At 58.0% G+C, this 19307-nt stretch carries 15 protein-coding genes and 1 other RNA gene; 10 read left to right on the forward strand and 6 right to left on the reverse strand.

Annotation, left to right across the window (positions count from 1 at the left end):
• The first annotated feature begins 7 nt into the window (after positions 1 to 7).
• Together ACGHP1_RS05430 and ACGHP1_RS05435 are read left to right on the forward strand one after the other, a co-directional pair.
• Positions 8 to 856 (forward strand): HAD family hydrolase, encoded by an 849-nt coding sequence (locus tag ACGHP1_RS05430; protein ID WP_097774797.1) that lies wholly within the window; start codon positions 8 to 10, stop codon positions 854 to 856.
• A gap of 138 nt (positions 857 to 994) precedes the next feature.
• Positions 995 to 1771 carry a copper homeostasis protein CutC gene (locus ACGHP1_RS05435; RefSeq protein WP_097778172.1) on the forward strand — a complete coding sequence of 259 codons (777 nt, stop codon included), beginning with the start codon at positions 995 to 997 and terminating at the stop codon, positions 1769 to 1771.
• A gap of 77 nt (positions 1772 to 1848) precedes the next feature.
• Here the strand turns inward: ACGHP1_RS05435 and ACGHP1_RS05440 are convergent, their stop codons facing one another.
• Together ACGHP1_RS05440 and pyk are read right to left on the reverse strand one after the other, a co-directional pair.
• On the reverse strand, positions 1849 to 2301 hold the full coding sequence (locus ACGHP1_RS05440) for an S-ribosylhomocysteine lyase (RefSeq protein WP_005940027.1): 453 nt from the start codon (positions 2299 to 2301) through the stop codon (positions 1849 to 1851).
• 16 nt (positions 2302 to 2317) lie between these two features.
• The gene (gene pyk, locus ACGHP1_RS05445) at positions 2318 to 4072 is read right to left on the reverse strand and encodes a pyruvate kinase (protein ID WP_223387858.1); all 1755 of its coding nucleotides are present in this window, start codon (positions 4070 to 4072) and stop codon (positions 2318 to 2320) included.
• Positions 4073 to 4509: 437 nt separating this feature from the next.
• On the opposite strand from pyk, the gene ACGHP1_RS05450 reads away from it, so the two are divergent.
• A complete protein-coding gene (locus tag ACGHP1_RS05450; protein WP_390508234.1) occupies positions 4510 to 5688 on the forward strand; it encodes a phosphopentomutase in 1179 nt (392 codons plus the stop codon).
• Positions 5689 to 5877: 189 nt separating this feature from the next.
• Here the strand turns inward: ACGHP1_RS05450 and ACGHP1_RS05455 are convergent, their stop codons facing one another.
• The 4 genes from ACGHP1_RS05455 to rnpB all read right to left on the reverse strand — a co-directional run bounded on the left by ACGHP1_RS05455 (position 5878) and on the right by rnpB (position 10446).
• Positions 5878 to 7590: an LCP family protein gene (locus ACGHP1_RS05455; RefSeq protein WP_390508237.1), complete on the reverse strand. Its 1713-nt coding sequence runs from the start codon at positions 7588 to 7590 to the stop codon at positions 5878 to 5880.
• Between the two features lie 19 nt (positions 7591 to 7609).
• Positions 7610 to 7963, reverse strand: coding sequence for a NusG domain II-containing protein (locus tag ACGHP1_RS05460; protein WP_390508240.1), 354 nt, complete (start codon positions 7961 to 7963; stop codon positions 7610 to 7612).
• Between the two features lie 3 nt (positions 7964 to 7966).
• Positions 7967 to 9892 (reverse strand): NAD(+) synthase, encoded by a 1926-nt coding sequence (locus tag ACGHP1_RS05465; RefSeq protein WP_207698252.1) that lies wholly within the window; start codon positions 9890 to 9892, stop codon positions 7967 to 7969.
• A 216-nt stretch (positions 9893 to 10108) separates the two neighbouring features.
• Positions 10109 to 10446: RNase P RNA component class A (gene rnpB / locus ACGHP1_RS05470), an RNA gene on the reverse strand.
• A gap of 110 nt (positions 10447 to 10556) precedes the next feature.
• On the opposite strand from rnpB, the gene ACGHP1_RS05475 reads away from it, so the two are divergent.
• The 7 genes from ACGHP1_RS05475 to ACGHP1_RS05505 all read left to right on the forward strand — a co-directional run bounded on the left by ACGHP1_RS05475 (position 10557) and on the right by ACGHP1_RS05505 (position 19306).
• Positions 10557 to 11483 (forward strand): RluA family pseudouridine synthase, encoded by a 927-nt coding sequence (locus tag ACGHP1_RS05475; protein ID WP_154255365.1) that lies wholly within the window; start codon positions 10557 to 10559, stop codon positions 11481 to 11483.
• Between the two features lie 174 nt (positions 11484 to 11657).
• Positions 11658 to 13541, forward strand: coding sequence for a LysM peptidoglycan-binding domain-containing M23 family metallopeptidase (locus tag ACGHP1_RS05480; protein ID WP_390508243.1), 1884 nt, complete (start codon positions 11658 to 11660; stop codon positions 13539 to 13541).
• A gap of 78 nt (positions 13542 to 13619) precedes the next feature.
• Positions 13620 to 14339 carry a purine-nucleoside phosphorylase gene (gene deoD, locus ACGHP1_RS05485; protein ID WP_390508246.1) on the forward strand — a complete coding sequence of 240 codons (720 nt, stop codon included), beginning with the start codon at positions 13620 to 13622 and terminating at the stop codon, positions 14337 to 14339.
• 90 nt (positions 14340 to 14429) lie between these two features.
• Positions 14430 to 14876 (forward strand): cytidine deaminase, encoded by a 447-nt coding sequence (locus ACGHP1_RS05490; protein WP_390508249.1) that lies wholly within the window; start codon positions 14430 to 14432, stop codon positions 14874 to 14876.
• A gap of 273 nt (positions 14877 to 15149) precedes the next feature.
• Entirely contained in the window at positions 15150 to 16322 is a 1173-nt protein-coding gene (locus ACGHP1_RS05495; protein WP_390556619.1) for a BMP family protein, read from the forward strand.
• Between the two features lie 296 nt (positions 16323 to 16618).
• A complete protein-coding gene (locus tag ACGHP1_RS05500; RefSeq protein ID WP_390509809.1) occupies positions 16619 to 18133 on the forward strand; it encodes an ABC transporter ATP-binding protein in 1515 nt (504 codons plus the stop codon).
• Between the two features lie 3 nt (positions 18134 to 18136).
• Entirely contained in the window at positions 18137 to 19306 is a 1170-nt protein-coding gene (locus ACGHP1_RS05505; protein ID WP_294647711.1) for an ABC transporter permease, read from the forward strand.
• Position 19307: the final 1 nt, after the last annotated feature.

Genomic DNA, 19307 nt, shown 5'->3' on the forward strand with positions numbered 1-19307 from the left:
TAAAAGTATGGGTCGTAAGCTGATTTTTCTGGATATTGACGGCACGCTGCTGCCGCCGGGTGATATGCTCATCCCGGAAAGCACTCTGGCTGCACTGGATCGCGCCAGAGCAAACGGACACAAGCTGTTTTTGTGCACCGGCCGCAACCACCGCATGACCGAACCGCTGCTGCGGCACGACTGCTTTGCGGGCGCAGTGTGCAGCGCCGGCGGCTATGTGCTGTGCGATGGCAAGACTCTGGTGGATATCCCCATGGAGCCGCAGCAGGCTGAAGGCGTGCGCGCGGCGCTGGAGCGCAATGGCGTGGAGTGCACGCTGGAAGCCCGGGATGCCACCTTTGGCGGAAGCAAGATGGCTGAGAGGTGGAAATTTATCCACAAAAAGAACGATGCACCGCTGAACAGCGAAGCGGAGCGCTGGCGCAAAGCCATGGAAGAGGGCATGTCCATCCTGCCGCTTTCCGATTACAAAGGGGAACCGCTGTATAAGATCGTGTTCATTGCCGACCACGAGAGCGACCTTGCCGAGGCAAAGCAGCTCTATGCCGACCAGTTCGTGTTCTGCGAAAGCAAGCTGGACCGCCTGACCGATGGCTTTGTGAATGGTGAGCTCATCAACCGCAAATTTGATAAGGGCACCGGCATCAAGGCCATCTGTGATCATCTGGGCTGCACGCTGGCGGATACCATCGGCTTTGGCGACAGTGATAACGATCTGCAGATGACCGATGTTGTCGGCATCAGTGTGTGCATGGCCAATGGCTCCGAAAACCTGAAAAAGCGGTGCGACCGCATTGCTCCCTCGGTATACGAGGACGGCATTGCAAAGGAGTTCAAGGCGCTGGGTCTGATCTGAAAAAACAACAAAGGCTGCGGCAGGGATAAGACCCGGGCCGCAGCTTTTTTGCTGCCACAGGGTTTTATAAAACGGAAAAACGTGGTAGAATAAACCAGAATGCCGGGTTCAAAGCCCGGCAAAAAGGGAGGAATTGAAATGCGTTCCGTTCTGGAAGTATGTGTGGACAGCACTGCCAGTGCACTGGCAGCAAAGCGCGGCGGTGCCAGCAGGCTGGAACTGTGTGCCGACCTGATCGTGGGCGGTACAACGCCCAGCCTTGCGCTGGTGCGTCAGGTCAAGGCGGAGACCGGCCTGCCGGTGCGTGCTCTGCTGCGGCCCCGGTTCGGAGATTTCTGTTACGACAGCTACGAGCTTGCCCAGATGGAACAGCTGGCCGCAGAGCTGGTGGAGGCCGGGGCGGATGGTATCGTGACCGGTGTGCTGACCCCGGAAGGGCAGCTGGATGCGGAGGCCATGCGGCCCATTTATGCGGCGGCGCGCAGGGCAGCGGAAAAGGCAGGCCGTCCGGTGGCGTGTACCCTGCACCGTGCCTTTGACGTCAGCGCCGACCCCTTTGCGGCACTGGAAACGGTCCGGAGCATGGGCCTTTGTACCATCCTCACCAGCGGTCAGGCGGCGAGTGCCCCAGAGGGAGCGGAGCTTCTCGGCCGACTGGTGGAGCGGGCAGGGGACAGCGTGGAAATTCTGGTAGGTGCCGGTGTCACGGCACAAAACATCCCGGCACTGGCCGCACAGACCGGGGCACATGCGTTCCACCTTTCTGGCAAGCAGGTGCTGCAAAGCCGCATGACCTTCCGCCGCGAGGGTGTGCCCATGGGGCTGCCGGGCTTTTCAGAGTTTGAGGTATGGCAGACGGGTGAAGAAAACATCCGTGCTGCACGGCAGGCACTGGATGCGATCAAGAACAACTAAAACAAAAGCGCTCTCCCAACGGAAACCCAGTGGGAGAGCGCTTTTTTATGATGATGAATTTGAAGGGTGAAGATAGCTTAGTAATGCAGCTCGTCGCCGGTCAGTGCTTCCAGCACCGGCAGCATGGCAGCGGCCTCGGCCTTGGCAGCGGGCAGATCCATATCGCGGTAGTTGCCGCACTCCACTTCGCTGGCCCCGGGCACAGCGCCCTCAAAGCCAGCCATGAAGCGGAAGGATTCCACCGTCAGCTCCAGTGCCTCGGCGGGAGTCAGGCCGCGGGTGAGCAGATAGAAGCCGGTGCGGCAGCCCATGGGGCCAACGTAGATCACGCTGTCCTGAAAGGCGCTGTTGCGTGCATAGGTGGCAAACAGATGCTCCAGCGTGTGGGCGGCACCGGTGGACAGGTAATCGCCGTGATTGGGCCTTTTCATGCGGATGTCCCATGTGAGAACATCGCCGTCCTGACGGCTCAGATACATGCCGCGGTCCAGTTTGGTATGGTCAACACAGAAGCTTGCAATGCGTTCCATGATCTTCTCCTTTGGCTTATGCCTGCAGGCGCTGCACGCTGCCGTGCGCGCAGTCCACAGCGATCATCAGACCGTCGCGGATGTGGCTGGTAGCACCGGCGGCACCCACAACGGTAGGCTTGAGCAGGGCCTTGCCGGCAATGGCAGCGTGGCTGTTCAGGCCCGGCTCTTCCACCACCAGAGCAGCGGCATCACGCACATAGCTCAGCATTTCATTGCTGGTGGAGGGCACCACCAGCACCATGCCGGGCTTGAACTTTGCACGCACCTCTTCCAGCGTGCGGCAGACGCAGGCCTTGCCGGTGGCGCTGGTCACATCGGCATTCTCGCGGCCAACGCCCACACCGGTAGCCAGACAGTTGCCTACCATGTGGATCTTGATCATGTTGGTGGTGCCGGACACGCCCACAGGCACGCCTGCGGTCACAACGGCCAGCTCACCGTTGTGCAGGTAGCCGTTCTCCTTGGCCAGAGAGGTGGACATCTCGATCAGCTCATCGGTGCTGTGTGCCAGAGGCATCATCAGCGGGGTGATGCCCCAGCTCAGGGCCAGCTGACGCTGTACCTGCTCCTTCATCACGCAGGCGATGATGGGCTGCTCCGGGCGGTACTTGCTCAGCAGACGGGCGGTGTTGCCGGACTCGGACACGGTGACGATGGCGGCAGCGTTCACGTCCTTGGCGGTCAGGCAGGCAGCGTGTGCAGTTGCATCGCTCACGCTGATCTTGCCGGTGTTCTCGGTGAGGGGAACAAAGCGGGCGTGGTTCTCCTGCTCGGTGCGCTCAGCAATGGCAGACATGGTCTTGAGGGCCTCCACGGGGTAAGCACCGGCAGCAGTCTCGCCGGAAAGCATGATGGCAGAGGTGCCGTCGTAGATGGCATTTGCCACGTCGGAGATCTCGGCGCGGGTGGGGCGGGGGTTCACGATCATGCTGTCCAGCATCTGGGTAGCGGTGACGATGGGCTTGCCAAAGGAGAAGGAGCGCTCGATGATATTCTTCTGAATGCCGGGCAGCTCGGTAAAGTCGATCTCAACGCCCAGATCGCCGCGGGCCACCATGACAGCATCGGCTGCAGCCAGAATGCTGTCGATGTTGTTCACGCCCTCACGGTTCTCGATCTTGGCGATGATGCGGATATCGGAATCATACTCGTTGAGCAGGTTGCGGATATCGTACACATCCTGTGCGGTGCGCACGAAGGAAGCAGCGATGAAGTCAAAGCCCTGCTGTGCGCCAAAGATGATATCGTCGCGGTCGCGCTGGCTCATATACGGCATGGACAGATGCACGCCGGGCACATTGACACCCTTCTTGTTCTTGATCTTGCCGTTGTTCAGCACCTTGCACACGATGTCGGTGTCGTTCACGGTGATGATCTGCAGCTTGATCAGGCCGTCGTCCAGCATGATGGTGCCGCCGGGCTGCACGTCCTGCGGCAGGTCCTTATAGGTGATGGAGCAGATCTCCTTGGTGCCTTCCACCTCGCGGGTGGTCAGGGTGAAGGTCTGGCCGGCTTCCAGCATTTCAGTGCCGTTCTTGAAGTCCTTCAGGCGGATCTCGGGGCCTTTGGTGTCCAGCAGGGCGGCGACCGGCTTGCCCAGCTCTTCACGGATGGCCTTCAGCTTTTCAAAGCGGCCCAGATGCTCCTCGTGAGAGCCGTGGGAAAAATTAAAACGGGCAACATTCATGCCGTTGGCGACCAGCTCGCGCAGAACGCCTTCCTGATCGGTGGACGGGCCCAGAGTGCAGATGATCTTTGTTTTTCTCATATACTTTTACTACCTCCAACTACAACTTCACATTCTCTATTTTGCGGCAGGCTGTCCGCTGTCATACAGACAGCTGCACGTGGCCAACGGGAAAAATCCCGTGCTGTGGTACAAAAGCGGAAAAATCCTGTGGTTCAAAACTTTTCCACCTATTATTATATCCGCTGGGATACAATAGGGCAAGGAAAACTTTGCGCTGTGGCTGAATTTTTTAGGCGGTCAAGAAATCTTTGCCACGGAATGACGCATTTACGTTTAAAAATGAAAAAACGCCCGGTCAATTCGTGAACAAAATGACGAACATTTTGGTGAAAATGACGGATATTTGCGGGAAGGCGAAAAAGCTTGCATCCGGCACAGGATTTGCTTATAATGATAAGTAAAGATAGTATCACTTATCCGGGGCAGGTCCCCGGAAGAAATGGAGAAAAAACGATATGGAAAAGCGTGTTTTTCTGATCGTCCTCGACAGCTTTGGAATCGGTGCAGAGCCGGATGCCGCCGCCTTTGGCGATGAGGGCACCAACACCCTGGGTGCCATTGCAAAACACCCCAACTTCAACTGCCCCAACCTGCAAAAGATGGGCATGTTCAACATTGATGGCGTGACCGCAGGCGAAAAGACCGCAGCGCCCATCGGCTCCTTTGCCCGCCTGCAGGAGCAGAGCATGGGCAAGGATACCACTATTGGCCACTGGGAGATCGCCGGTGTGGTAAGCCCCAAGCCGCTGCCCACCTTCCCGAACGGCTTCCCGGATGAGCTGATCCACGAGTTTGAGGAAAAGACCGGCCACAAGGTGCTGTGCAACAAGCCTTACTCCGGCACGCAGGTACTGAAGGATTACGGCGAGCAGGCCATGAAAGAAAACGCCCTTATCGTTTACACCAGTGCCGACAGCGTATTTCAGGTGGCCGCCAACGGAGAGCTGGTGCCGGTGCATGAGCTGTACCGCTACTGCGAGATCGCCCGCGAGATGCTCAAGGGCGAGTACGGCGTGGGCCGCGTGATCGCACGCCCCTTCCTGGGTCAGACTGCGGATACCTTCTACCGCACCACCAACCGCCACGACCTGAGCCTCAAGCCGCCCCGCGCTACCATGCTGGATCTGCTGAAAGATGCTGGCAGGGATGTGATCGCTGTGGGTAAGATCTTTGACATCTTCGACGGTGAGGGTGTGACCGAAAAGATCAAAACCACTGGCAATACCAACGGCATCGCCTTTACCAAGGCCCTGCAGACCCGCGACTTTGAGGGCCTTGCCTTTGTAAATCTGGTGGACTTCGATATGCTCTACGGCCACCGCCGCGATGTGGCGGGCTATGCCGCCGCTGCCACCGAGTTTGACAAGTTCGTGGCCGACTTCATCCCCGGAATGCGGGAGGGCGATCTCCTCATGGTCACCGCTGACCATGGCTGCGACCCGTCCTATACCAAGACCACCGACCACACCCGCGAGTATGTGCCGTACCTGATCTGCGGCAAGGGCGTGAAGCCTGGCGTTGACCTTGGCACCCGTCTGTGCTTTGGCACCATCGCCCAGACCATCTGCGAGTATCTTGATGTGGATGCTTCCTCTCTGGACGGCAAGAGCGTCTGGAACGAGATCAAAGCGTAATGATTTTATAGAATGAGAAAGCCGCCTGCATTGGTTCAAGATGCAGGCGGCATTTTTATGCAGTTTATCGGCACGGACTTTCTGGTGAAAAAGCAAAACAGGAAATGACCGCAGTCGTTTCCTGTTTTGCATATAAAATAATATTTCCGCGATAGAGTCCGGAGCTTGCGCAGAGGACATTTTAAATCGTCAGGCCGCGTCGTTCTGCTGCGAAGCAGCATCCTGAAGGGCACCCCAGATGGAGGAAGCCGCATTGTAGATGGACGATGCAGCCTGTTCCACCTCTTCCTGTGTGGGCAGGGAGATGGACGGTGCTTCTCCGGCCGTATCACCGCTGCCGGTCTCGCCTTCGGCGGGGACCTCCGGCTCCTGCGGCTGGGTGTCGGCAGGCTGCTCTGCATCTGCAGGCTGGTCAGCCGGGACGGTCTCTTCCGGCAGGCTGTCGGCGGGCACTTCCTCGGGAACGCTCTCCGCAGGCACCTCCGAAACAGCGGCGTTCGGGTCGGTGGTGGGGGTGAACACCTCGGTCTTTTCCGGCTTCTGGGTGGTGTCGGCAACGGTGCCCTCACCGCCCAGCACGGACGCGATCATTTCCCTGGCCTTGCTCACAGAAGCATCGTCCGGTTTCATGACGTAGAGCTTCTGTCCCTTGGCAGAGTAGCATTTGGTGCTGCTGGAGCTTGTGCCGGTGACGGTGTAGCTTTCAATATCCCACTCGGCAAAGTCGCTCAGCTGCATCCGTACCAGCGCACTGATCTGATCCTGTGAAAAGCTGGTCACAAAGCAGTCGGCTGCGGCATCCATGATCTTGGAAAAGCCCATCAGCAGGGCAGGGGACTTGATCTTGTTCAGCATGGCATCGATCACCTTCATCTGGTTGATGCCGCGTTGGATATCGCCGGATGCAAAGGCGTGACGCTCACGGGCAAAGGCCAGAGCGGCCTTGCCGTCCAGATGGTTCCAGCCCTCCACAAAGGTGGTGGGGTCATAGTAGCCGGGGCTGCCCACCGAGGTGAACGCCTGATCGGAGTAGACATCCACGCCGCCCAGCGCATCGATGATGCTGATGAAGCCCGCAAAGTTGATGCGGATGTAATGGTCCACATTGACGCCGTACAGATTGCCCAATGTGGCCATGCTGGTTTCCACGCCGTACAGACCGGCGTGAGTCAGTTTATCCTTGCTGTCAGTGCCGGCAAGGTCTACGTAGTAGTCGCGCGGGGTGTTGATCAGGGCCACCCTCTTGGTGACAGGGTTCACGGCAGCAAGGATATTCACGTCGCTGCGGGCATTTTCGGTCAGCTCGCCGCGGGTGTCCACGCCGCTGAGGTAGATCACAAACGGCTCCTTGGTGATCTTGTTGGCCTCGGCACCGGTGAGCAGGCCAGAGGTCATGCTGCCCAGGGCAGAAAGGCCCTGCTGGGCCCAGAAGCAGCCCAGTGCCATGGCAGCGCACAGGAACACCGAAAATACCCGGGCCACCTTGCCGGGAACATTGTACTCCTGACAGCGCTTTACCAGCAGCCACAAAAGCGCCAGCAGCGCGGCCAGAATGACCAGATACAGCACCGGAAGCATCTGGGTGCGCCACAGCTGCACCAGTGCCAGAATGCTTAAAATACCTTGTAAGATCAGCAAAATTTTCCCCCACTTGGAAGGTACTGCCATGGCTCCATCCACGGGCGGCTGGGCCTTGGGCGGTACGGGTGTGTTGTGGCCGCTGCGCGGCGGCTTCTGGGGAGGCTGGGCCGGAGGCGGTGTGCTGGGCTGTTCCGGCGGCAGCTCGGAAAAAAACGCCGAGCTGTCTACCTCGATGGGCGCAGTATCCTCAGAGCCTTCCTTGCGGCTGATGTGCCGCAGAGAACGGTAATCTTCGTGGGAACGATCGTTTTCATCCATCATTCAAAACCACTCCTTTTTGTCAGGAAACAGGTACAATGGTCAGCACTGCACGGGCCGGAAGGCAGGTGGCGGTCTGATCTTCGTTGGAAAGCCAGCCAAAGCCTTCACAGATGTGATCCGGGCAGGGCGAATCCACGAACCGGGCTGCACCGTCCTTGATCTGAATGTGGACGGTATAGTAACCGGTGTCCACATCATAGGTCTCATCCACGTCCAGCGGCAGGTTCATGGTGGTGTTGTTGTCGCCGTAGATCAGCTCGGCCCGCAGCCCGGAGCCGGAAGCGTGCACGCGGCGCACCACCAGCAGCACAGCGGCAATGGCCAGAATGACCATGGCAAACAGAAGATTGGCAAGCAGCTTTTTGTTTTTCATGCGTTAATCCTTGATCTGTAATTGTTCCAGCTCGGCCAGCCACAGTGCGGCACAGGCATCGCTGGGCATCCGCCAGTCGCCGCGGGGCGAAAGGGTCACGCTGCCCACCTTGGGGCCGTCGGGCAGGCAGCTGCGCTTGAACTGTTGGGCAAAGAACCGCCAGTAGAAGTTGCGCAGCCACTTGTACAGCACGCTGTCCGGGTACTCCGGCCGGCCTGCGAATGCAGTCTTTGCCAGCCGGAAGATCTTGGCCGGGCCAAAGCCGAAGCGCAGCACCTGATACAGGTAGAAATCGTGCAGCTCGTAGGGTCCCACAAGGTCCTCGGTCTTCTGCGCGATCTCGCCGTCCTTGGCAGGCAGCAGCTCCGGGGAGACAGGCGTATCCAGAATATCCAGCAGCACCGTGCGCAGAGCATCGGTGGCGGCAATGTCGGCTTCGTAGCGCACAAGGTGGCGCACCAGCGTTTTGGGCACACCGGCGTTCACACCGTACATGCTCATGTGGTCGCCGTTGTAGGTGGCCCAGCCCAGCGCCAGCTCCGAAAGGTCGCCGGTGCCCACTACAAGGCCTCCGGTGCGGTTGGCGGTATCCATCAGCTCCAGCGTGCGCACGCGGGCCTGACCGTTTTCAAAGGTGACATCCAGCACGCTCTCGTCCTGACCGATGTCTGCAAAATGGCTGTGCACGGTGTTGGCGATATCGATCTCTTTAAAGGAGACCTGCAGCTCATCGCACAGGATCTCTGCGTTGCTGCGGGTGCGCTTCGTGGTGCCAAAGCAGGGCATGGTCACAGCCAGCACATCCCGGGCGGGGCGGCCCAGCTGCTTCATGGCACGCACGGCCACCAGCAGCGCAAGACAGCTGTCCAAGCCGCCGGAAATGCCGATAACGGCGGTCTTTGCGTGGGCGTGTTCCAGCCGCTTGGCAAGGCCGTCGGCCTGCATTTTCAGAATCAGCTCACAGCGCTCGGCGCGGCGCTTGGGGTCGCCGGGCACAAAGGGTGCCGGGTCGATCCAGCGGGTCAGCGTGGTCTCTGCCGGTTCCAGATCGAACTCCACGGTCTGGTAGCCCTCACCGGCCGGCTCAAAGCTGGTGTTGCGGGCACGCTCGGCTTCCATGCGCTGGCAGTCGATCTCAGTCTCGGCACAGCCGCCGTCAAAGGGGGCGTTCTCAGAGAGGATGGTGCCGTTCTCGGCGATCAGGTCGTGGCCGGCGAACACCATGTCCTGCGTGCTCTCACCGTGCCCGGCGGAAGCATACAGGTAGCCGCACAGCAGGCGGGCAGACTGGTTGGACACCAGCGCCCGGCGGTACTCGGCCTTGCCGACGGTCTCATCGCTGGCGGAAAGATTTGCGATCACGGTCGCACCGGCCAGCGCGTGGAAGGTGGAGGGCGGCAGGGCGCTCCACAGATCTTCGCAGATCTCCACACCCAGCACAAAGCTGGGCATCTGGCGGCAGCGGAACAGCAGGGAGGTGCCAAAGGGCACCTGCTGACCACACACCTCCACCAGCTCCACCTCGGTGCTGCCCGGGGTGAACTGGCGCTTTTCGTAGAACTCGCCGTAGTTGGGCAAATAGGTCTTGGGCACAAGACCCAGAATGCGGCCATGGCATAGCACGGCGGCGCAGTTGTACAGCTTGCCGTGCACCAGCAGCGGAAGGCCCACCAGCGTGACAACGTCCAGTGCTTTTGTTTCATCAAGCAGGGTGCTCAGGGCATCCAGTGCACCGGTCTGCAGCGTGCGCTGCAGAAACAGGTCGCCGCAGGTATAGCCGGTCAGGCAGAACTCGGGGAACACGGCCAGCTTTACGCCGCGGGCTGCGGCTTTGTGCAAAGCATCCGTGATCTGCCGGACATTATAGGCGCAGTCGGCCACCCGCAGTGCGGGAGAAAGGGCGGCTGCTTTCAAAAAACCATCTTTCATCGGAGGATTTCACATCCTGTCTTTCTTAGTTGACTGCAATTTCCTGCAGTGCACATAGTATACCACAAACAGACCCAAACGGGAAGTAAAAGAACAATGACAAAAACAAAACAGCCGCGCTCTCTCCATCTCGCACTGCCCGACGGAGGAAGCGGGCAAGACAAAAAATAAAAAATTCCACACAAAAATGTGCGGGAATCAAAGACTGAAAAATGGAAAACGAGATAGACCGTAAGCCGGGTTCTGTATTAAACGACGATCTGTCTAGACCTGCCATTGCTGACAGGTTCGTGCCGCCTTCGGGACACGCGAGCAGCGCTGTACGTCCCATATAGGCGTTGCTTCCGGTAGGGTTTACAAAGCCGCATGGTCACCCATGCGCTGGTGAGCTCTTACCTCGCCGTTTCATCCTTACCGCATTGCTGCGGCGGTTTGTTTTCTGTTGCACTTTCCCTAAGGTCACCCTCGGCTGCCGTTAGCAGTTACCGTGCTCTGTGAGGCCCGGACTTTCCTCAGAGCGGTCAAAGCCGCCCCGCCGCCGTATGTTCCACTCGTTTTCCGTTCCTCATGATACCATAAAAAAGCAGGATTTGCAAGTAGAAGCCTTTTTTGATATAATATCTTATATATTTTTATGTTTTTTTTGCGCAGGAGGTGGGTGCATATGCGGCTGTTTTTTACGGTGCCCGATACGCCGCAGACCCAAAACGGAGTGCTTCTGCGCAATTTTCTGCGCCAGTGTGCCGTTTCTACCGACCTTGCCCGTGCAGTCAAGTTCCGGGGCAGCGGCTTTTTTGCGGATGGAGAGCCTGTCCTTGCCAACCGCAGGGTGTACCCGGGGCAGACGGTCAGCTTTGAGCTGCCGCCGGAAGGGGAAGGCGTGGCCCCGCAGCCGGAGATCCCGGTAAACGTGGTCTATGAGGATGCCTTTGCAGTGGTGCTGGAAAAGCCGCCGCATCTGGCCGTGCACCCCACCCTGAACTACCCCTACGATACCCTTGCCAACGGGTATGCGGCATGGGCTGCGCAGCAGGGCATCAGCCCGGTGTTCCGCCCGGTGAACCGTATCGATAAGGACACCAGCGGCCTTGTTCTGGCTGCAAAGCACGCCTATGCTGCGCCGCTGCTGGCCCGGAATGTGGAAAAACTCTACTATGCCGTTGTGGAGGGAGAGCTGCCGCTGGGTCCGGGCGTGATCGACGCGCCCATTGGCCGCCAGGCGGAGAGCATCATTGGCCGCTGCGTGACCCCGGACGGCAAGCCAAGCCGCACCGAGTATACCATATTAAAAGCAGAAAACGGCCTGAGCCTTGCAGCCTGTGTGCCGGTAACGGGCCGCACCCATCAGATCCGGGTGCATTTTGCGTCCATCGGCCACCCGCTGGCTGGGGATGACCTTTACGGCGGGAGCCGGGAGCGCATTGGGCGGCAGGCGCTGCACTGTGCAAGGCAGAGCTTCCGGGTGCCGGTGTACACCCCGGTGGAGGGCGGAATCCGGGTGGAATGCCCGGCAAATGGAAATAACTGGAAGACTGCTGCGGCGGAAAGCCCGCTGCCGCAGGATATGAAACAGCTTTTTGGTGAAAAGTAAGTGAAAGAACCGCCCAAATTTTGTGACAATGCTTGTTTCAAAGACGGCAGGGTGTATAATAAAATAAGAATGTTGTGTGCATGAGCCTGCTGGAAAGGGCATGTGCGCCCAAGACCGCCGCCGTCTTATCCCGGCACCGTGTGTGCATTGGCGGCAAGGAAGGAGAAAAACCTTTTGATCGAAGACAAGACAAAGGAGCAGCAGCCCGCTTCACCGGTAAAACCGAAACGCGGCCAGAGGCTGCGCTCCCTTTGGGCACAGCTGCAATGCATGGGGCTTTTGCACCGGCACCGGCTGCGCCGTAAAACCCAGAATCATGTGAATGATTTTGGCAGAAAGCTTGCCCAGAATTCTGCCGTGCCAGTCATCGGGGAGACGCTGTATGCACTGGGCTATTCTACAGAGTATGGATTCGTCCGCGTTGGGCGCGGCCTGCGCAGCGGCTGGCTGTGGCTGTGGCAGGCATTTACGACACTGCTGGCAAATGCTGCGGCAATGGCGTTCCCGGGGGCAACGCAGATGTTCCGGGACCTGTTCGGCCCGATCTGGCTGTTCTTCCGGGGCTGCGGTTCGCTGCTGGTGCACGCCCAACGGGTGCGGAAAGAAAAAGGCTTTGCCGCAGCCTGCAAAGCCAGCGTACATTACCTGACCAGCGGCGTGCGCCGCAACCTGAAAACACTGCCGCGCATGGCCATGTATGTGCTGCCGGTGTGCGCACTGGCCGTTATGGTGACCGTGTTCAACCATACCGTCCGCCAGCCTTATGCGCTGGAGGTGCAGGTGAACGGTCAGACCGTCGGCTATGTGGCCAATGAGGATGTGTTCAACTCGGCCCGTGAGGCGGTGCAGGAGCGTATCAACTACGCAGACACCGACCATGCAAAGTGGACCGTGGAGCCTACCTACACCGTTACCGTGGCCCACAAGACCATGGATGAAAACGAGATGGCGGACGCGATCCTGAAGAGCGCCAGCGACGAGATCAGCGAGGGCACGGCCCTGTATCTGGATGGCGAGCTGACCGCAGTGTGCAGCGATGGTGTCAGCCTGCAGAGCTACCTGAGTAGCCTGCTGGAACCCTATGAGGACCCTGAGAACTCCAACGTGACCGTGGGCTTCAACAAGGAAGTCACGCTGGAAAACGGCATCTACTTCAACGACAGCTTTCAGGACGAAGCGGATGTGGAAAAGGAACTTTCCGGTGTGCAGCAGCAGGAAAAGATCTACACAGTGGGCGCAGGCGACACGCTATGGAGCATCGCCCAGAAAAACGACCTCACCTTCCGTGAGCTGTGCGAACTGAATACCAATTTCAAGGGCGCGCCCCTGAACGAGAAATCTAACATTCAGGCCGGTGATGAGCTGATCGTGACCAAGCAGGAAGCTACGCTGGAAGTGCGCATCACCAAGGTGGAGACTTGGCAGGAGGAGATCCCCTATACCACCGAGACCACCACCTCCAACGAGTACACGGTGGGTACCAAGAAAACGGTGCAGAACGGTGTGAACGGCCTGCGTCAGATCACGGCGCAGCGTGTTTATAACACCGATGGCATCCAGCTTTCTCAGAAGATCCTGAGCACGGAAGTGGTGCAGGAGCCTGTCACGGAAAAGATCGTGAAGGGCACCAAAAAGGTGACCAGCAGCACCAGCTACATCACCGGCAGCGGTCAGTTCATCTGGCCGGTGCCCGGCTATCGCTACTGCTCACGCTGGTACGGCGGCAACCACAAGGGTGTGGATATCTGTGCGGCTGCCGGTACGCCCATCTACGCATCGGCGGGCGGCACCGTGACCAAGGCCGGCTACAACAAGGCCGGTGCCGGTACGGGTTATGGCTACTCCATCATCATCAGCCACGGCAGCGGCTACACCACGGTGTATGCGCACTGTCTGTCGCTGGCGGTGCACTCTGGTCAGACCGTCAAGCAGGGCCAGCTGATCGGCTATGTGGGCAGCACCGGACGCTCCAGCGGCAACCACTGCCATTTTGAGATCCGCCGCAACGGCAGCTACATCGCGCCGCAGAATGTGTTCAACCGCAGAAAGTATAGGTAAAGGTAAGTTTGCAGAGGGCTTTTTCTCCGGAGAAGGCCCATCTGCTGTATTATGTAACAGAAAAGGAGAGATGATCTTATGTCTACCCCTCACATCAGTGCTGAAAAAGGCGATTTTGCAAAGACCGTCCTGATGCCGGGCGATCCTCTGCGTGCAAAATTCATTGCGGACACCTTCCTCAAGGATGTCCGTCAGGTGACCGGCGTGCGCGGGATGCTGGGCTTTACCGGCACCTACGAGGGCCGGCCCATCAGCGTGATGGGCAGCGGCATGGGTATGCCGTCCATTGGCATTTATTCCTATGAGCTGTTCAAGTTCTACGATGTAGAGAACATCGTCCGCATTGGCTCTGCCGGCAGCTATACCGACAAGGCCAAGCTGTTTGATACGGTGCTGGCCGCCGGTGCTGTGAGCGAGAGCAACTATGCCCGCGTGCAGAGCGGCTTTGAAGGGGACATCACGCTGCCCAGCCAGAGCCTGAATGACAAGCTGCGCGCTTCTGCCGCAAAGCAGGGCATCCCCCTCATCGAGGGAAACATCCACTCTTCGGATGTGTTCTACCGTCAGCCCTCCGATGCAAAGCCCACCTACTGGGAAAAGCTGCGCGACGAGCGCGGCTGCCTGTGCGTGGAGATGGAGAGCTTTGCCCTGTTTGCCAATGCACAGGTGCTGGGCAAGAACGCTGCCTGCCTGCTGACCATTTCCGACAGCTTTGTTTCGCCGGAAATCACCACGGCAGAACAGCGCCAGAAGAGCTTTACCGATATGATGAAGGTAGCACTGGGTGCAGAATACTAAGCGTTAAAAACGCATTTCAGCGCGGTTTGCCTGCAAAAGGGCTTGCCGCGCTGTTTTCGACCCCTGAAAACCAAAAAAGGAGTGACGGATATGACAAAGCTGACCCTGGAAGAAAAGAAGGAGCTCATCCGCATGGCACTGGCTGCACGGGAAAAAGCCTATGTGCCCTACAGCGATTTTATGGTGGGCGCTGCCCTGCGCGCCAAGGATGGCCGCATTTTTACCGGCTGCAACGTGGAGAACGCTGCCTTTACCCCCACCAGCTGTGCAGAGCGCACGGCTCTGTTCAAGGCGGTGGCCGAGGGTGTGACCGAGTTCACAGACATTGCTGTGGTGGGCAGCCGCCGCGGCGAGGTGAACGAGCAGATCACTTCTCCCTGCGGGGTGTGCCGCCAGGCTCTGTTTGAATTCGGCGGGCCGGAACTGAACGTTATCATGGCAAAGACACCGGAAGACTTTATCGAGCGCAGCATGGACGAACTGCTGCCCTTCGGCTTTGGCCCCTCCAATGTGGCGGGTAACCGTGCCGTGAAGTGACGGGATAAAAACGCAGAGGTGCACTGCAGGACAATAAAGTGACGGCAATACGTGCATTGTGTGCCAAAGCACAGAGAACGCACGGAACTACGGCAAATTTGTGCATAAATACTACTTTTGATAAAAACTTACAAAATTATTGTAAAGATTTTGTAATCGGAATTTGCTTGCATCTGACACGGCTTGCCGTTATACTTGAGCCAGTAAATGTGCAGTTCTGCGCATTTTATTTGTTTGACGCAATTTTATTAAAAATAAAAGGAGAGTTTGATTATGATGATTTCTCGTCGTAATTTCCTGGCTGTGGCTGGTGCCGCTGCCGCTGCCGCTGCTCTGACCGCTTGCGGCGGTTCTTCCGCTTCTTCTACCAGCACCGCTTCTTCCGCTGCTGCTTCTACTGCTTCCTCTGCTGCTGAGGGCGGTGAGAAGATCGTCAAGGTCGCTCTGACCTGCGATACCGGCACGATCGATGATGAGAGCTTCAACCAGGCATGCTGGACTGCTGTTTCCGGCTACATGGGCGATGACTGCCAGTACTACATTCCCGAGGCTGACGCTTCCGATGAGGACCGCGAGACCATGATCCGTCAGGCTGTCAACGACGGCGCTGATGTGATCGTCTGTGTCGGCTACCTGTACGGCGCTTCTCTGGCATGGGCTGCTGACCAGTATCCCGATGTCAAGTTCATCGCCATCGATGTGACTCAGGGCGATATCGGCACCGATGCCATCCCCGCCAACTGCTACTGCATCACTTTCAAGGAGGAGCAGGCAGGCTATCTGGCAGGCTACGCCATTACAAAGGACGGCAAGACCAAGCTGGGCTTCCTGGGCGGCATGGCTGTTCCCGCTGTTATCCGTTACGGCTACGGCTTCGTGCAGGGCGCTGATGCCGCTGCTGCTGAGCTGGGCCAGAACATCGAGATCAACTACTTCTACGGCGGCCAGTTCTACGGCGATGCAAACATCACCTCCCGTATGGAGGGCTGGTACTCCAACGGCACTCAGGTCGTCTTTGCCTGCGGCGGCATCTACACCTCCGCTGTTGAGGCTGCTCTGAAGAACAATGGCTACGTCATCGGTGTTGACGTTGACCAGAACTACATCGGTGCAAACGGCGTTGCAGATGGCACCTACGCTTATAACCCGTTCATTACCTCTGCTATGAAGGGCCTGTCCGAGGCTGTCAACACTGCTCTGGCTGATATCGATGCCGGCAGCTGGGGCGACATCGCAGGTTCCAATGGCAACTTCGGTCTGGAGGACGGCGATTATATCGGCCTGCCCACCGATGCAGACAGCTGGAACTTCGAGTCCTTCACCACCGACGAGTACGAGGAAGTCAAGGGCAAGATCAAGAGCGGCGAGATCACTGTTGATAACAGCTCCGACGACGCTACCAAGCCCACCGTCAGCGAGTTCACCACCGTCAACTACATCCAGTAAGCTGTTGTCCGGCAGGCCTGCCTGCGGACGATCGATAGTTCTTTTCAAAGCGGGGCATCCTGTTAGCGGGGTGCCCCGCTTTTTTTTGTCTTCTATTGGCGTAATGCGGGAAAAATGCAGCGTACTCTTCGTGAAAAGAGTACAAAAGTAATACTATTGTCTGTGCTTTCTGCCAAAAAGCAAAAAAGACATGTGCAAATTGCCGCAAATCAGGTATAATGGAACTTAAAGAAGTATCGGTGTCGAAACGACACGAAAGGAGAGTGAGCAGATTGGCAGAGGATTTTGTGATCGAAATGCTCCACATTACCAAGGAGTTCCCTGGAATCAAGGCAAACGACGATATCACCCTGCAGCTGCGCAAAGGCGAGGTACATGCCCTGCTGGGCGAGAACGGCGCCGGCAAAAGTACACTGATGAGCGTGCTGTTTGGCCTGTACCAGCCGGAAGCTGGTCAGATCCGCAAAAACGGCAAGGAGGTTGTCATCCGCAACCCCAATGATGCAAACGCACTGGGCATCGGCATGGTGCACCAGCACTTCAAGCTGGTAGAATGCTTCAGCGTGCTGGACAACATCATTCTGGGGGTGGAACCCAACAAGATGGGCTTTTTGCAGAAGGCCGAGGCACGCAAAAAGGTGATGGCCCTGAGCGAAAAGTACGGCCTGCGCGTGGACCCGGATGCACTGATCAGCGATATCTCTGTTGGTATGCAGCAGCGCGTTGAGATCCTGAAGATGCTGTACCGCGACAACGAGATCCTGATCTTCGACGAGCCTACCGCAGTGCTGACCCCGCAGGAGATCGACGAACTGATGGAGATCATGCGCGGGTTCAAGAAGGAGGGCAAGTCCATCCTGTTCATTACCCACAAGCTCAACGAGATCATGGCGGTGGCAGACCGCTGCACTGTTCTGCGCAAGGGCAAGTATATGGGCACCGTGGACATCAAGGATACCACCAAGGAAGAGCTTTCCCGCATGATGGTTGGCCGTGATGTGCAGCTGCAGGTGGACAAAAAGCCTGCCAACCCCGGCGAAGTGGTGCTGGATGTGGAAAACGTTACCATGCACAGCGCCCAGCACAAGAAGGATGCAGTCCGGAATGTCTCTTTTCAGGTGCACGCCGGTGAGATCGTCTGTCTTGCCGGTATCGAGGGCAACGGTCAGACCGAGTTCGTCTACGGCCTGACCGGTCTGGAAAAGATCAGCAGCGGCAAGATCATGCTGGACGGCAAGGACATCACCAATGAGACCATCCGTCAGCGCTCCAAGGACGGCATGAGCCACATCCCGGAGGACCGTCACAAGCACGGTCTGGTGCTGGACTACAGTCTGGAAAACAACATGGTGCTGCAGCGCTACTGGCAGCCGGAGTTCCAGAAGGGCGGCTTTATCCGCAGTGATAAGGTGCGCGAATACTCCGATAAGCTGATCGCGCAGTATGATGTGCGCAGCGGTCAGGGCAGCCTGACCACCGTGCGCAGCATGTCCGGCGGCAACCAGCAGAAGGCCATCATTGCCCGCGAGATCGATAAGGACCCGAAGCTCTTGGTGGCAGTCCAGCCCACCCGCGGTCTGGACGTTGGTGCAATTGAATACATCCACCGTCAGATCGTGGCCGAGCGCGATAAGGGTACGGCCGTGCTGCTGGTCAGTCTGGAGCTGGACGAGGTGATGAACCTGTCCGACCGCATCCTTGTGATGTACGAGGGCGAGGTCGTGGGCGAATTTGACCCCAAGACCACCACCGTGCAGGAGCTGGGCCTGTATATGGCAGGCGCACGCAAGCAGGGAAAGGAGAGCAAATAACACATGAACAAGAAAAAACTTTCCCACAGCAGTCTGAACAGCTCCATCACCAGTGTGCTGGCTGCTCTGCTGTGCATCCTGATCGGCCTTGTGGTCGGTTTTCTGGTGCTGCTGGCCATCAACCCGGCCCACGCATGGGGCGACGGCTTTGTGCGCATCCTGAAGGGCGGCTTCCATGACGCACCCTACGGTGTCGGCAAGGAGCTGGCAAATGCGGCTCCCCTCATTATGACCGGTCTGTCTGTGGCGTTTGCCTTCAAGACCGGCCTGTTCAACATCGGTGCGGCGGGTCAGTATACGCTGGGCGCTTACGGCGCTCTGTACTGCGCCATCATGCTCAAGCTGCCATGGTTCGTCTGCCTGATCGTAGCCACCATTCTGGGCGGCATCTGGGGTGCGATCCCCGGCTTCTTCAAGGCCTACTTCAACATCAACGAGGTCATTACTTCCATCATGTTCAACTGGATCGGCCTGTATCTGGTCAATGAGCTCATTTACCAGAACGGCACCGGCCCCATGTACGATGTGCGCAACACCCGTACCATGAACCTGAGCAAGAACGCCGATTACGCTCAGTCCATCATCCCGGATTTCGGCCTGAACAAGCTGTTCCAGACCAACAGCACCACCATTGCCATCTTCCTGGCGGCAGCAGTGGCAGTTCTGATCTGGGTGGTGCTGAACAAGACCACCTTCGGCTACGAGCTCAAGGCTGTGGGCTTGAACAAGAGCGCTGCCCGCTACGCCGGCATCAACGAGAAGAAGAACATCATCCTCTCCATGGCCATTGCCGGTGCACTGGCCGGTTTTGGTGCGGGCCTGTACTATCTGTCCAATGTGTCCCAGTGGAACCCGCTGAACTCCACCAGCCTGCCGACAATGGGCTTCAACGGCATTTCCGTTGCACTGCTGGCAAGCTCCAACCCCATTGGCACCATTTTCTCGGCGATCTTCATTTCCCATATCTCGGTGGGCGGCTCCTTCCTTTCCACCAAGTATTACCCCACTGAGATCTCGGACCTGATCAGCGGTATCATCATCTACCTGTGTGCATTCTCCATGCTGTTCCGCGGCAAGATCCACGCACTGCTGTTCAAGAATGCCGATAAAACCAATGTGAACGCAGAGCCTGCTGCTCCTGCAAAATCTGCAACCGAAAAGGAGGGCAAGTGAT

Origin of the sequence: Faecalibacterium sp. i21-0019-B1 (assembly GCF_042852915.1) — a bacterium.
Lineage (GTDB): Bacteria > Bacillota > Clostridia > Oscillospirales > Ruminococcaceae > Faecalibacterium > Faecalibacterium taiwanense.

Excerpts from the sequence above, each read along its gene's own strand:
- ACGHP1_RS05490 (WP_390508249.1), top strand. The coding sequence starts at position 14,430 with ATGACAAAGCTGACCCTGGAAGAAAAGAAGGAGCTCATCCGCATGGCA.
- pyk (WP_223387858.1), bottom strand. The coding sequence starts at position 4,072 with ATGAGAAAAACAAAGATCATCTGCACTCTGGGCCCGTCCACCGATCAG.
- ACGHP1_RS05500 (WP_390509809.1), top strand. The coding sequence starts at position 16,619 with ATGCTCCACATTACCAAGGAGTTCCCTGGAATCAAGGCAAACGACGAT.
- ACGHP1_RS05495 (WP_390556619.1), top strand. The coding sequence starts at position 15,150 with ATGATGATTTCTCGTCGTAATTTCCTGGCTGTGGCTGGTGCCGCTGCC.
- ACGHP1_RS05435 (WP_097778172.1), top strand. The coding sequence starts at position 995 with ATGCGTTCCGTTCTGGAAGTATGTGTGGACAGCACTGCCAGTGCACTG.
- ACGHP1_RS05440 (WP_005940027.1), bottom strand. The coding sequence starts at position 2,301 with ATGGAACGCATTGCAAGCTTCTGTGTTGACCATACCAAACTGGACCGC.
- ACGHP1_RS05460 (WP_390508240.1), bottom strand. The coding sequence starts at position 7,963 with ATGAAAAACAAAAAGCTGCTTGCCAATCTTCTGTTTGCCATGGTCATT.
- ACGHP1_RS05455 (WP_390508237.1), bottom strand. The coding sequence starts at position 7,590 with ATGATGGATGAAAACGATCGTTCCCACGAAGATTACCGTTCTCTGCGG.
- ACGHP1_RS05505 (WP_294647711.1), top strand. The coding sequence starts at position 18,137 with ATGAACAAGAAAAAACTTTCCCACAGCAGTCTGAACAGCTCCATCACC.
- ACGHP1_RS05430 (WP_097774797.1), top strand. The coding sequence starts at position 8 with ATGGGTCGTAAGCTGATTTTTCTGGATATTGACGGCACGCTGCTGCCG.
- ACGHP1_RS05450 (WP_390508234.1), top strand. The coding sequence starts at position 4,510 with ATGGAAAAGCGTGTTTTTCTGATCGTCCTCGACAGCTTTGGAATCGGT.
- ACGHP1_RS05465 (WP_207698252.1), bottom strand. The coding sequence starts at position 9,892 with ATGAAAGATGGTTTTTTGAAAGCAGCCGCCCTTTCTCCCGCACTGCGG.
- ACGHP1_RS05475 (WP_154255365.1), top strand. The coding sequence starts at position 10,557 with ATGCGGCTGTTTTTTACGGTGCCCGATACGCCGCAGACCCAAAACGGA.
- deoD (WP_390508246.1), top strand. The coding sequence starts at position 13,620 with ATGTCTACCCCTCACATCAGTGCTGAAAAAGGCGATTTTGCAAAGACC.